Source organism: Paenisporosarcina sp. TG20, assembly GCF_000286315.1.
In the GTDB taxonomy this organism is placed as follows: domain Bacteria; phylum Bacillota; class Bacilli; order Bacillales_A; family Planococcaceae; genus Paenisporosarcina.
In genome coordinates, this window is sequence record NZ_ALJG01000341.1 from 1 (window position 1) to 14,097 (window position 14,097).

15 protein-coding genes are annotated in these 14,097 nt (G+C 34.4%); 2 read left to right on the forward strand and 13 right to left on the reverse strand.

Annotation, left to right across the window (positions count from 1 at the left end; genetic code table 11):
• On the forward strand, positions 1-261 hold a 261-nt coding region (locus B371_RS24125), incomplete at its 5' end, for a hypothetical protein (protein ID WP_040681289.1).
• Between the two features lie 251 nt (positions 262-512).
• Here B371_RS24125 and rpsA read toward each other — a convergent pair.
• From rpsA to B371_RS0115560, 13 genes are all read right to left on the reverse strand, one after another.
• A complete protein-coding gene (gene rpsA, locus B371_RS0115500) occupies positions 513-1,652 on the reverse strand; it encodes a 30S ribosomal protein S1 (protein WP_019415226.1) in 1,140 nt (379 codons plus the stop codon).
• 97 nt (positions 1,653-1,749) lie between these two features.
• Entirely contained in the window at positions 1,750-2,334 is a 585-nt protein-coding gene (locus B371_RS0115505; RefSeq protein WP_019415227.1) for a 1-acyl-sn-glycerol-3-phosphate acyltransferase, read from the reverse strand.
• Positions 2,335-3,009, reverse strand: a complete 675-nt coding sequence (gene cmk, locus B371_RS0115510; protein WP_019415228.1) for a (d)CMP kinase — start codon at positions 3,007-3,009, stop codon at positions 2,335-2,337.
• Positions 3,010-3,189: 180 nt separating this feature from the next.
• Complete coding sequence (locus tag B371_RS0115515; RefSeq protein WP_019415229.1) at positions 3,190-4,485, reverse strand: PepSY1/2 domain-containing protein; 1,296 nt, start codon at positions 4,483-4,485, stop codon at positions 3,190-3,192.
• 11 nt (positions 4,486-4,496) lie between these two features.
• Positions 4,497-5,336 (reverse strand): spore cortex-lytic enzyme, encoded by an 840-nt coding sequence (gene sleB / locus B371_RS0115520; protein ID WP_019415230.1) that lies wholly within the window; start codon positions 5,334-5,336, stop codon positions 4,497-4,499.
• A gap of 89 nt (positions 5,337-5,425) precedes the next feature.
• Positions 5,426-6,094, reverse strand: coding sequence for a glutamic-type intramembrane protease PrsW (gene prsW, locus B371_RS0115525; protein ID WP_019415231.1), 669 nt, complete (start codon positions 6,092-6,094; stop codon positions 5,426-5,428).
• A gap of 91 nt (positions 6,095-6,185) precedes the next feature.
• Positions 6,186-7,139 carry an asparaginase gene (locus B371_RS0115530; RefSeq protein ID WP_019415232.1) on the reverse strand — a complete coding sequence of 318 codons (954 nt, stop codon included), beginning with the start codon at positions 7,137-7,139 and terminating at the stop codon, positions 6,186-6,188.
• Positions 7,140-7,496: 357 nt separating this feature from the next.
• Positions 7,497-8,477 carry a YpdA family putative bacillithiol disulfide reductase gene (locus tag B371_RS0115535; protein WP_019415233.1) on the reverse strand — a complete coding sequence of 327 codons (981 nt, stop codon included), beginning with the start codon at positions 8,475-8,477 and terminating at the stop codon, positions 7,497-7,499.
• Positions 8,478-8,696: 219 nt separating this feature from the next.
• A complete protein-coding gene (locus B371_RS0115540; protein WP_019415234.1) occupies positions 8,697-9,467 on the reverse strand; it encodes a metallophosphoesterase in 771 nt (256 codons plus the stop codon).
• A 75-nt stretch (positions 9,468-9,542) separates the two neighbouring features.
• Positions 9,543-10,172, reverse strand: a complete 630-nt coding sequence (locus tag B371_RS0115545) for a CBS domain-containing protein (RefSeq protein ID WP_019415235.1) — start codon at positions 10,170-10,172, stop codon at positions 9,543-9,545.
• A gap of 75 nt (positions 10,173-10,247) precedes the next feature.
• Positions 10,248-10,838 carry a LysM peptidoglycan-binding domain-containing protein gene (locus B371_RS0115550; RefSeq protein ID WP_019415236.1) on the reverse strand — a complete coding sequence of 197 codons (591 nt, stop codon included), beginning with the start codon at positions 10,836-10,838 and terminating at the stop codon, positions 10,248-10,250.
• 67 nt (positions 10,839-10,905) lie between these two features.
• The gene (locus B371_RS0115555; protein WP_019415237.1) at positions 10,906-12,354 is read right to left on the reverse strand and encodes an ATP-dependent DNA helicase RecQ; all 1,449 of its coding nucleotides are present in this window, start codon (positions 12,352-12,354) and stop codon (positions 10,906-10,908) included.
• Positions 12,335-13,387, reverse strand: coding sequence for a helix-turn-helix domain-containing protein (locus B371_RS0115560; protein ID WP_019415238.1), 1,053 nt, complete (start codon positions 13,385-13,387; stop codon positions 12,335-12,337). Before B371_RS0115560 ends, B371_RS0115555 begins: the two co-directional genes overlap by 20 nt.
• A gap of 108 nt (positions 13,388-13,495) precedes the next feature.
• Here B371_RS0115560 and B371_RS0115565 point away from each other — a divergent pair, with 108 nt between their 5' ends.
• Complete coding sequence (locus B371_RS0115565) at positions 13,496-13,744, forward strand: ferredoxin (protein ID WP_019415239.1); 249 nt, start codon at positions 13,496-13,498, stop codon at positions 13,742-13,744.
• Positions 13,745-14,097: the final 353 nt, after the last annotated feature.

Here is a 14,097-nt window from a genome sequence, read left to right on the forward strand (position 1 = left end):
CAAATTCTCTTTGGTCCTGTTCTTTCCTACGGGATTAGCGGGACAGGTAAAGACCCCGCAGTGGATGGTAATGGAACAAAGGCTACGGACGCCACAACACGAGTCAACGCCCCTTGGAAAGCGTCCGCCTGGAGCGCAAATCAGCGGTATCATACTAGAACCTACTCCTTAAAATACAGGGAATACTGGATTCATGGCTCATTAAATTTATATGCTATCTTATTTTGTAAAAAAGCAATATCCTTAAGGGCAACTCTATAGTTCAGATTTAATTTTAATACGTCTATCGTTCAAAAAGAGATGTAGACATCGTGAAAATGTCTACATCTCTTTATTGGTTACGATTAACATATTTATGAGAATTGTTACTTCAAAAGCATCCACCAGCATGTCACAATACCGAGTACATGTTTAATACCCCCGGAATTTTGTTGTCCGGGGGTACAGTGTGTTTCGATTAGAGCCGTACTACATTGAACGATGGGTCAACTTCCTTTTGGTTAAAATGTTTATTATTTAAAACCTTTTAATTTATCACCAATGACATCGCTGATTGAGAAGCCTTTTGTTTCTTCCGGCATTTCATAATCAAATCCTGAATAACCTTCTTCTTTTTCAAGTAATTCTTTTATGCTTAGTGAAAGTCGTTTATCTTTTTTATTAACTTCTAATACTTTTACTTGTACTTCTTGCCCTTCTTTTAACACTTCGTGTGGCGTTCCAATATGAGAATGGGCAATTTGTGAAATATGAACAAGTCCTTCAATTCCAGGGAATACCTCAACAAATGCACCATATGATACAAGTCGTTTTACTCTACCTGTTTGTACAGAACCTTGAGGGGCTTTTTCTTCAATGTCCTCCCATGGACCAGGAAGTGTGTCTTTAATAGATAGAGATATTCGTTCACTGTCACGATCAACTGACAAAACTTTCACTTTAATTTTTTGTCCTTCTTGAATGACATCAGAAACCTGCTCAACATGCTCATGTGATAATTGGGAGATATGCACAAGGCCATCGACACCACCAATATCTACAAAAGCACCAAAATTTGCTATTCGTTGGACAGTACCTTCCAATACATCTCCTGCATGAATTTGATCCAGAACATCTTTTTTGTTCGACTCTTTTTGTGCTTCTACGACTGCACGGTGCGATAAGATTAAACGATTTTTATCTTTTTCCATTTCAACAATAACAAATGTTAAAACTTTTCCTTTGTAATCTTCGAACGATTCAACGAAGTGATCTTCTACTAAAGAAGCTGGGACAAATCCCCGCAAACCAAGGTCGACCACGAGTCCACCCTTTACCACGTCTTTTACTTCAGCTTCTATAATTTCACCGTTTTTAAATTTTTGTTCTAAGTTATCCCAAGCTTCAGCAGCATCAACTTTTCGTTTTGATAAAACGAAATTGTCATCTTCTACTTTAGTAATTATTAAATTTAGTTCGTCACCGATGGAAACAACATCTGAAGCTTTTTCAATGTGCAAGCTTGACAGTTCACTAATTGGAATTATCCCATCAAAAGGTGCTCCCTCAATTGTCACTGTAACCGACTTCTCTTCAACTTGAACAACTGTTCCTTTAACAAGATTCCCTTGACGGAAGTCTTGGTTTTCCTGTAAATTCATTTCCTCAGACATTTAGCATCCTCCTTCAAAACGTTCCTTGCTTTATTTTATTCGAATTCTTTGATAAAAACAAAAATTTGCGCTTTTCTATTACAAAAATACTGAAATTTCAAGATTTGTTCTCGTCTAATAATTTTTTTATACTATCCATGATGACCAAAGTAACTTCATCAGCTGAAGCTTTGTTGTCTCTGTATGGCTGCATAAGAATTGGCTCCCCATAAACCACTTTTAAGCGTTTGAAGGTTTTATAAGGTCCAATAATAGCACAAGGTACAACGTCTGCATTCCCTTTAAGTGCGAAAAAACCGGCTCCAGAGAAACCTTTTCCAAGTTCCCCATTTTCACTGCGAGTTCCTTCAGGGAAAAGGCCCATTACATCCCCACCTTTTAAAATGGCTAATGCTTTCCTTAAAGCTTCACGATCACTTAATCCCCGTTTTACAGGAAAAGCATTTAATTTAGGTAATAATGGTTTTAATATTGGCGTTCTAAATAATTCTTCTTTTGCCATAAAATGAACTGGTCGCGGTGCTGTTATCCCAACGACTGGGGGATCAAGAACATTAATATGATTAGTACAAATCAATACTCCCCCTGACTTTGGAAAGTTTTCTAAGCCTTTAACGTCAAAACGATAAATTGGTAATAAAACTGACTTTGCAAAAGATCTTACAAAATGGTATGTGTCCACTTAGCTCATCCTCTCTTTCGCTAACTGAATAATGTATTTAGCAGCTTCTAGAATTGTTAAATTTGTTGTGTCCAAATAAATTGCATCTTTTGCTTGAACTAGAGGGGAGGCAACACGTTCACTATCCATTTTATCACGTAATACAATTTCTTTTTTTAGCTGGCTTAGAAGTGAGTCAATTCCACGGCGTTCATTATCCAACTGACGACGCTTTGCTCGTTCATCTACAGATGCAGACATAAAGATTTTTAATTCAGCTTCAACTAGTACATGTGTCCCTATGTCACGACCATCCATCACTACACCGCTACGCTTAGCCATTTTTATTTGACGATTTACCATTTCTTTTCTAAGACTTGCTTTTGAAGCAACTATAGACACATAAGATGTAATTGCATTAGAACGAATTGCATCCGAAACATCCTGGCCATCTAAAAAGACCATTTGTCCATCATTTGATGGTTTTAACTCAATTGTTGTTTCAAGAAGTAAGTTTGTTAAAGCCTCTTCATTTTCTAAATCTATGTGACGTTCGAGTACTTTATACGTAATTGCACGGTACATGGCTCCTGTATCGATATATGTATAACCAAGTTCTTCAGCTACTAGTTTTGCTATTGTACTTTTCCCTGCAGCAGCAGGGCCATCAATTGCGATTTGGATATTGTTTCCCATCTACTCAACTCCCTTAGTTACTCACATATATTGTAACACAAGGAACGTGCAAAGCGCCTACTAGCATAACATGTTGAGTTCCGATTTAAGATACTCGCTGTAAACAAATAAGCCCACTAAAGTGGGCTTTGAATAGTTACAATAATTTTAAGTTGTCGTAACATTTGATTCCTTTAATGTTTAGTTTAACATTTCTGTCTGTAAAACTTCTTTTGTTTCAGTATCCACTAATATGCGGAAGGTATGGCTTTGATCATCAGTTTCCTTTAATACGATCAGCTCGTAACAAAGTCTTTGTTGCATTTGGTTATTCTCTGTATAAGAAAATCTTTCTTCTTGAATTTTTGCCTTTGAAGTGAAAAATGTTTTCCAGTCAATAGGGACTATTTTTTGATTAACTGGTAACTTCTCTTTTTGAATATACTCCATCGTATTGACACCTAGTATTTCGCCATCATCCTTAGCTAATTTCATTTGAATCGCATCCGCATAAATGCGAGCTTTATTCTTTGGTTCAATTCTTACAAAAACCACATGCCATACAAGATGGTTTTCTCTTGTTACAATTAGTTCTACATCTTTAAACCCAAAAGATTTTGCTGATTTTTTTGCTTTTTCTTTCATCTCTTCTTGTGAAATTCGATCTGTTCCAATAGGACGTTCAACTAGTAAAGATAACAGATGACCACCTTTTTTCGTGAAATCTGCATACCCACTTCTGATACCTTCATTAAACTGAATATGATAGAAAGGATAGGCAGATCCCGGTTTACTTTCTGATGTAATTAATCTTGCATTAGTAAATTTAGGAAACATCTCTTTCATCCGTTCTACGACTTCTTGCTCAGTTTTTGGAGTATCATCAATGCTCTTTAAGTCTTTTATCTTTTGTTTGTCTGACTCACTTGCAGTCAAAGGAAAGTCGCTTTCCGAGTATCCTTTGACCTGTTTTGCCATTCCTGACCACCCACTATTAGAAGCTTCTATAGTTTGTATCTCTTGCAGCCATTGTGAAAAAGGTTCTCCTTGACTCAATAGTTCAGTTGTTGCGTTTTCCCATTCATGTGCAAATTCATCCAAATTGGATGAAACTTGTGCTGTGACATTTTGCCATTTATCATCAGTGACTTTCTGTTGACTTTTTAATTTCGCAAAGTCTCCAAGTCGTCCTAAATAGTTCATCCATTCAGTAGTAAATTCTCGTGATAAAGGTAAAGATGCAATATCAGTTTTAATATCTGAAGAAAGTCTCCATATATCTTCCAATGGTTCTTCTTGTGCTTTTTCATCTTTAAATATTGTTGCTTGTTGAACAGATTCTTGCAAGTCAGTTAGTTTTAGAGAAGCATCCGTCATACGATTCGTATATTGTGCGTGTAAATCTCTTTGTAATTCAGCTTCATTTTGCTTGCCATTATACAAGAATACTCCCATTACAATCAGACCAATCGCTAATATGCTTGACAAGATTTTCATGTTTTTCCTCCTTACATAGCAAAAATATGTTTTCCGATTGTTTTAATTTGTGGTCTTGTCCAAATCCATTTACTTGTGGCTGTGACTGGATTGAAATAATAAAGTGCATTTTCTGTTGGATCCCAACCATTTAATGCATCGATTACAGCGTCTTTCGCACGTTCATTTGGCGTGAGCCATATTTGTCCATCTGCCACTGCTGTAAATGCTAGTGGTTGAAAGATAACTCCATTAACCGTGTTTGGAAATTTAGCATCTTCAATACGATTTAAAATGACAGCTGCAACGGCTACTTGTCCTTCATAAGGTTCACCACGCGCTTCGCCATATACAGCATTCGCCATCATTTGTAGATCTTGTTGCGAATATTTAGCTGGAATTTGGCTCTCCTGAGTAGGGGCTTGTTTATTCGCTTGTTTATTATTTCCTTGTTGTTTATTTGCTTGTTGTTTATTTGCACTTTTTTTCGCTTGTTGTTCTATAGGAACATCACCATAATGTGTAAATCTGTTACCTTCTCTGATTTGTTTTTGGACATAATCTTTATGGTATTTTGATGCATTAGCAAGCTTTGTTTTTGTTTGTTGTCCAGCAAGTCCATCTACTGGTAGACCAAATTCCTCTTGGAAATTCCGTAAAGCCCAATAGGTACCATATCCAAATTCACCGTCTATTTTCCCTTTGTAAAAACCAATAAATTGTAATCTCGATTGGAGTTCAATAACATCTTCTCCATAGGCACCGCGCTCAATTACTTGGTTAGAAAATGCTTCCGATCTTTCCGGAACACTTATAGACATCATCAGCAAACATGAAGTGACAATACATAAAATCAATTTGTTTTTGTGCATACACATTCTCCTTTTTGATAGAATGAGTAATCCCGTGATTTTTATACAAAAAAAAACCAATTTAATTTCAAATTGGTTTTAAAAAATTTTTATATACTTTTGTTTAAATATTGAAGCGTCATCAAATGAGCTTTTTTAACTTTGGTTAAGCATAACCACCATAAGAACAACATAAATGGAATCATAATATATAATGAAATATTCTCAATTATCAAAATACCATTATACATCATGTGTAACCCTAATGGTGCTAGCAAAGCAACAAAAAGAAGCTGTCTTGAAGATCTTTTTAGTGCGAATTTTGCTCTACCAATATAGTAGCCCATCACCACACCGAAGATGGCATGGCTAGAAACTGGTAATAAAGCTCGTAAAAATGCAGTATCAAGACCGAATGTAAATAAGTATAAAATGTTTTCCACAGTTGCAAATCCAAGTGATAAACTTACTCCATATAAAATCCCATCATACGGATCATCAAAATCTATATGTTGGTAAATTATCGTTACTAAAATGAGCCACTTAAAAAACTCTTCTAATGAACTAGTAAATAAAACATTACGAAAAAACATAGACTGAAATATATTTTCGACTTCAAATACATGTTGAATGAAGAGAATTGGAAAAGTTAAAATTGCTCCATAAATAAATGTATGGAATAGTTTTCTAGATGGCTCAGAAGAAAATTGATTTCGCAAGTAAAAATAGCTAAATAATGCTAGTCCTGGAGCGATTGCAACAGAAAATAATATAATCAAATTGCGCCCGCCCCCTTTACTTTATTATAACATTTACATGTCACCTGTTAAATGGATGGAGGAAAGTTTTATGGAAAAAACAAAAGATATGCTATTTCTTTTCATACACGCCAGACGCTAACTGCACGATAAGTCTTAGCCTAGCCTTTTTACTATCATAATCTTCACCGAGGATTACACCACGCTGTAATAAGTCATCAGCACTCCCTTTATAACTATATGAAGGATGAACCTTACCTTCTTCAGCGCTAGTGGTAACGACAACCTTAATACCCGCTTCTATAGCTCCATCTATTGCTGTAACCATCTGTGGAGAGACTTGTCCTCTTCCAACACCTTCTAATATTATTCCACTCGTTCCTTGTAAGACTAACATATCAATTAAATAACCATCAGCACCTGCATAGCACTTAATTATGTCTACTCTAGGTAGTGGGCTTTTTAATTTAAACGTTTCCCTATTTATCGGTTTTTGGTAAATACTTACAACATCATTGTCAATAATACCTAAGTATCCATGTCCAAAAGAATCAAATCCTTGTAAATTTGAGGCATGAACCTTTTTGACATATTTAGCAGTATAAATTCTCTCATTAAAAACAACTACTGTTCCAACATGATGTAAAGTTTCCTCTATTGCTACGTAGAAAGAATTTCGTAAGTTTGAGAACACATCGGTACCAACTTCAGCAGGCGAACGCTGGGATCCTGTTACAACAATTGGAAGTTTGTGGTCAATCGTTAAATCTAAAAAGTAAGCAGTCTCCTCTAGGCTATCCGTTCCATGGGTGACAACAACCCCGTTTACTGATTCATCTTCTAGTTCGTTTAATATTGCTTGGCGAATCAATAACATATTATCGTTATCAATATGCATGCTTGGCAGTTGAAATACGTCTACTATCTTTATTTCAATATCTTTAGGTAACTGACATAAATCCGCCAACTCTTTACCTGATAAAGCACCCGAACTCAATAAACCTTTTGAATTTTCTTTGCTTGCAATTGTTCCACCTGTGGTAATTAAAATTACTTTCTTTTTCATGAAAACTCCTCCACTCACATTAATGTTGTTCTACTAAGAAAAACCGGGCAAAAAGACGCCCGGTCCTTTTAAGAATGGTAACCATAGAAACCCGTTGATTTCCACTACGGTGGACGCTTTTCGCGGGCATAAGCGTCCGCCTGGAGCGCAAATCAGTGGTATCAAAATGCCGGGAATACTGAAACCATAGCACACCAATTTTATATACTTTAATATCTTTTAAAAAAGACAGAAGGACAATGTCCCCCTGACTTTTAACAATTCTAATTCAAAAATCCAATTGATAGGAGAGTTACATTAATGATTATTTCTAATTACTATACCCTCAAATATGCAAATTTACCATATAGAATTTAACTACTTATTATTACTCCATTTTGCTTTTTGTGTAATCGCATTTGCAATTAACTCTCCGTGAAATCGACCATTTTCAATAAAAATTTCATTTGCATTATTACCTGCTGCTAAAACACCAGCAATGTATAAGTTCTCAACATTAGATTCCATCGTAAGTTCATTTACCAAAGGTCTTCCTGATGTTTTTTCGATTTTAACACCCATACGTTGTAAGAACTCATGATCCGGATGATATCCAACCATGGCAAATACAAAATCATTTTTTAAAAAGAACTCTTGGCCACATTGGGTAATACGAACTTCATTTTGAGTAATTTCTTCAACATGAGATTCAAAAAGCATTTTAATTTGACCATTGCGAACTAATCCTTCAAATTCTGGCAATATCCAAGGTTTAATACTACTTGAATAGGTACTTCCTCTATAGACAACCGTTACTCGTGCACGAGCTTTATGCAACTCAAGAGCAGCATCAATACTAGAGTTTTTACCTCCAATTACAACGACATCAGTGTCAAAATATGGATGAGCTTCTTTAAAATAATGACTGACTTTTGGTAAGTCTTCTCCAGGAATATCTAATAAGTTTGGATGATCATAGTAACCAGTTGCAATAATCACAATTTTTGTTAAGTATGTAGATTTTGAGGTAGAAACAATAAATTCGTTATGCTTTTTTTCAACTTGTTCTACCGTTTCAAATCTGTGAATTTGTAAGTTTTTCATTTTTACTACTTCGCGATAATAAACCAAAGCTTGATTACGTTGAGGTTTACGTCCTTCAATTATAAAAGGCACATCTCCGATGGAAAGTTTTTCACTCGTGCTAAAAAAAGTTTGATGCGTAGGATAATTATAAATCGCTTCTACAACATTTCCTTTTTCTATAATTATTGGTGAAAGACCTATATCTTGTAATGAAATTGCAGCCGCAAGACCACAAGGGCCACCACCTACAATAATTGCATCTACTTTCTCCATATTTACACTTCCTTTTAAGACCTAAATCCTATTTTCGCTTATACCCTATTGGTTCGAAGCTAGCTATAACGGTTTCTTGCTCCAAGGGGCAAGCTGACCAATGCCACACCAAATGATTCTAGACCCGGATAGATTGAGAATACATATGACAGATTATTCTTAAACCCCTTAAAAAGATCCACAAACTAAGATTAGAGTAACAAAACGTGTTTTTCTTAATTAAATATTTTCAGACCTTTTATTGATTGTTAATATATGATACTCAGCAGGTGCGCCAAATCTTAAAGGAATACCCGTTGTCCCATAACCATTACTAATTAATGTCACTTCATCATTCTTCTTTTTTATAGACCCTATTTTATAGTAGCCCCACTTTCCCAAACGAATTTGACCACCATGTGTATGGCCGGCCAATAAGACATTGGCATGAAACTGCTCTTTTACTTTACTGAAAATAAAGGGACTGTGTGAAACAAAAATGATTATATCTTCTTTCGGTACATTGGCAAAACTCTTTTCAATGTCCGCTCGGCCTTTTGATACATCATCAATACCAACAATCCATATGGGTTGTTGATGGAATTTTAAATAAATTGCTTTATTATCTAGGATTTCTCCACCGACATGTTGAATATATTTTTTAATATGTTGTTCTCCAACCTCACGATCATTGTTGCCCCATACGAAATAAAGAGGACCAATTTTAGCTAGTTGGTTTATATTTTCTTGAACTCTTTTCAAAGGTACTCCTCTTTCAGCCAAATCTCCTCCGATAATGACTGCATCTATTTCACTATCTATTTGACTAATAAAGCGTTCAGTGATTTTCCGACAATGAATATCTGAAATAAAAAGAAATCGAAATGGTTTTTGCGACTGATATGTAGTAAGTTCAATATCATGATGACGTATATTCATCTCAAATGCTTTCCTTAACATAAGTAGTGGAAAGAAAAAAACTAGTCCAATAATAGTTACTAGATAGGGCATTTTTTCACCTCTTTATCAAAATAAAAAAGAGGAAGTTAACCCTTCCCCTTGTTTCATTATATTATTGTGTTCAAATCAGTCTTCTTGTATGTGTAAAACTCGAAATCCAGATTTATCTAGCTCTTTTAAGAACTTTTGAATGTTATTACGTTTCTCTACTTTTAAAACGATACGTCTTAGTAGCTTATCCGATTCGTCAAATGTTACAAGAGAGATAACAGATTCGTGGAATTTTTTCACAATGTCAGCTAAGCGAGTAATACGACCTTCTGCTTCTGCAGATGTAAATGTTATTCGTACACCTGGACTATCCATACCAAACGCACTTCTAAATTGATTCATCGTATCATAGCGAGTTACTAAACCTAAAAATTTATTTTCTTCAACCACAGCAATAATTGGAAAGTCATTAAGTTGAATTAATGCATTTTCAAAAACATCTTCAATTGACAAAAACGTATCTTCTTTAGTTACCAAGTCCAATATAGACGTTTTTGTTAAGAATTCTTCTTTACTTATCCCACCATCAAAAAACGCTTGATAAGCACTATAACGATTTAAAATACCTTTATACAAACCATTTTCTAAAACTGGCATTGCATCAATTTGGTTTTTCTCTAATAAGTTTAGAGCAGATTTTACCGTTTCATTAGAATTGATTGAAATACACTTATTTTTTGGTATCATTACACTTTTTGCAAACATACTTTTCCCCCTGTCATCTTTCAATATTATTTTATTCTACAAAACCCTCCGTTAATCCTCTTTGTCTAGCAAAAATTATGGAAGAATTAGTGTTTCATCTACAGAAATAGCATTTGTAGTAAGATTATTAGCGGATTTTATTCGTTCAACAGCATCCGGGGAACTGTAATAATTCAGAGCAATACTATAAAGTGTGTCACCAACCTTTACAACATGTGTTTTAGCTGTTGGTTCATCAACTTTTGCATCTTCAGCATCTTCTGCTATTACTGGTTTTTCTTGTGGTTCTTCAGACTCTTTAGGCGTATTTTCTGTTACCGTTTTATTTTCAGTAGCTGGAGTGGGTTCGGTAATTTCACTATCTTCTTCGTCTGGAGTATATTTTTTGTTTTGTTCATATTGAACTTGGCTATTGTCGAAAACTGTTGTTTCATTTGAATTTGGCTGATAAAAAACAAAAACATAAATTAGTAATGAAATAGGTATCAGTATAAAGAAAAAGAACAAAATTGGTAATAATATATTCTTTTTTTGTTTCGTTTTCTTTTGAGTGCCTTTGTTTGAACGTCTTGATGTTCGTGTGTGTGTATTTGGTTTATCTTCACCATTTATTTGGATTGGTTTTCGATGCTTATCAATTTTTGTTTTATAATCTTCTTTATCCATTGCAGTAAACTCCTTATATGTATCGTTAACTTATTATGACGAAATTTGACGAAAAAGTAAAACGTAATTAGGTTTTTTGAAATATTAGTGATATCCTTTTTTCCCAAGGTTGTAATTTTAATTCAAAACTTGGTTTAATTGAAGATTCAACTATTTCTTCAATCTTTAACCCACATTTCGAACAACAATTTAGTGGTTTTAATTCGATTCTTTGACCAAAGAATTGAATTATTTGTTGCCTAATACAAGATGAATTAATTAGAATTTCTTGCATTTGATAAATCTCTTCGATTTTTTGCTTTTTTAATTTCTGCAACAAAGTATTTGTTTCTCCTAAAGTTTTTCTAGATAACCAATAAGATACTATTCTTAATTGAGTTTCCGTAAGTAGGTTTTGTGATACTAAATGATTTGGATTCAATCCAGCCTTTTTTGTATCATCTAATAGCTTTACATGGCTTTCATCTGGAAAATCATTCGTTGCTACGAAAATTGATAGGTCTTTATCATCCCTTGTATAGTAAAGGGTGGAGAGGGAATCTGCTCCATCCCTACCTGCTCTGCCAATTTCTTGTGCATAGTTTGCAACAGATGACGGAATATGATCATGGATGACTTGTCTCACATCACCTTTGTGAACACCCATTCCAAAAGCGTTAGTCGCACATACCCAATCTAACTCATTATTCATAAATTGCTGTTGGACAAACATACGATCTACTTGTTCCATCCCAGCATGATACGATGCAATCCGTATCCCTTCGTTGCTGAGTTTTTGTGCATAATCATCTGCTTTTTTTCTTGACTGTGTATAAAGTATACCTGGTCCGGAAAATTCATTTACTTGCTTTAATATGGACTTAAACTTTTTTGATTGTGAATCTACTTCTACTGTTGCATAACGTATGTTTGGTCGATCAAGAGATTGAATATGATATTTAGGGTCTTGCATGTTTAAGTAAGAACTAATGTCATCTATTACATGCTGTGTCGCTGTTGCAGTTAAAGCTAAAATGGGTGGTCTATTACTGTGGTTAAACCATTCGGCAAGACGTAAGTAGTCAGGTCTAAAATCATAGCCCCATTGAGAAATACAGTGTGCTTCATCAGCTACAATTAATGAAATTGGAATCGATTGTAATTTTTCTTTGACTTGATCTTGAATTAACATTTCCGGTGATAAAAATATGAATTTATATGTTTCAAATTTTTGTACTAACGTACTTTTTTCAAGTGGTGTCAAAAATGAATTAAAAGCAATTACTCGTTTTTCTCCCATTTTTTTTAACTGTTCTACTTGATCTTGCATTAATGACACCAAGGGAGAAATCACAATTATGCTGTGTGGTAATACATATCCCGGTAATTGATAACATATTGATTTCCCCATACCAGTTGGTAAAATGGCAACAACATCTTCTTCATTCAAAACACTTTGTATAATTTCTTGTTGACCAGGTCTAAATGAAGAATAACCAAATTTGTCAAACAATAATTTATGAAGATTTACTATCAATTTGAGCACCTCCAACGGCCAATAATAGTCGTAACTGGAAATAAGAATATAATGGGAATATTTCTTTTAAAGTTCTCAACTTTTTGGTGCGTTGATTTTTAATTTGTTGGATTAGTATGGATAAGTCCTCTTTTCCGAAAAATATCTGTATCGAAAATGAAGGGTCATTTAGCGCCATTTCAACAAAGTGATCCTCAATTGTACTGGTTTTTAACTGTCGCATAGAAATTAATTGTTCGAAAGAATATCCTTGTTTATAAAGGTCTGCTGTCCTTTTTGCTGAATCTGTCAATGGTGTTGTTGACTTAATTCCTTCACTCATTTTAGGTAATAAAACTAAAGACTTATTAGTTGAAATTTCATCTAATAATATATGTAAGCCTTCATAAAAGTATATTTGTAGGTCAATTTGTTCTTCGTTCAAAACATTGGAAAGTTGTTGCCATGTAACACCACTTACTTCAAATCCTGCTAATCGATGACTTAAAATTGACACATGAAGGTCTGATAGATTGTCAGATTTCAAACAACTCATTATCTCTAGATAGTAGCTTTGAATAAACTCATCTGATTTATAGGGGAAACTTTTCAAAAATTGTCGTACCCATATCTGAATTTTTTCGTCTTTCTGAACGGGTGTGAACGATAAACTTTTTGCTTTTACATGTGATAAAGTTTGGGTTACAAGTGATAAACGCTGAAAAAATGTCCGTTCATTCCCCCTAAATAACCATCCATTTAATTTAAGTATAGGCAAGTCTTTCAATTTCTGTTTCCCAAGAATAGTTATTTTAGGAATAGCTGTATCGTTTATCGTTAACCAACCAGATTGAATCATTTGTTGAATGTTTTGATCGTATATTTGTATAGAAAGTCTAGGAAATAATGAGAAATATTTTGTAAGACCATAGCTCTTAACATCTTGTATAGTTTGTCCGGAACGTTTACCTCTAATTATATGAAAAGGCGCGGAAATCGTTCGTTCTTCATTCATTGTATCAATTATATGTAGGATAATTTTTTGAAACAACAATGTTCTTCCTCCAATTAAAAGAGTATTTAGGTTGAAAAATGGGGGAAACATGATTAGAATATAAAACGAAAGCTTTTTCAAGCGAACGGAGATAAAGGAGAGATTAACATGGCGAAGTATACCATTGTAGATAAAGATACATGTATCGCATGTGGCGCATGTGGCGCTGCAGCACCTGATATTTATGATTATGATGATGAAGGCATTGCCTTTGTTATTTTAGATGATAACATGGGAACGGCACAAGTTCCAGATGAACTCGAAGAAGATATGCAAGACGCATTTGAAGGATGCCCGACAGACTCAATCAAAGTTTCTGATGAATCCTTTGAAGGCGATCCCTTAAAATATGAATAAAAATAAGGGCTGTCCCAAAAGTCATTTAAAATGACTTTTAAGGACAGCCTTCTTTTTATATTTTCTCTCTTAAAGTTTAATGTTGTTTCTACTATAAAAAATCGGGCTTCCAATTAAACGGAAGTACGTTTTCGTTATGAATGGCTTCTTCAACTAAATTAACTAATAATTCAATTTCATCTTCTCTTTAAATGCTCTTTTAACTTAATCTTTTTTAGGTGTCCGTTTTAATGGACTCGATTCAAGCAGAATAAGATGTCACAATACGAAAAGAGATCGTTCTAAACAACGTGTGTTTAAATAAACCATTAAAACTGATTCCTGACACTCCCACCGCTAAAGCAGTGGGGTTC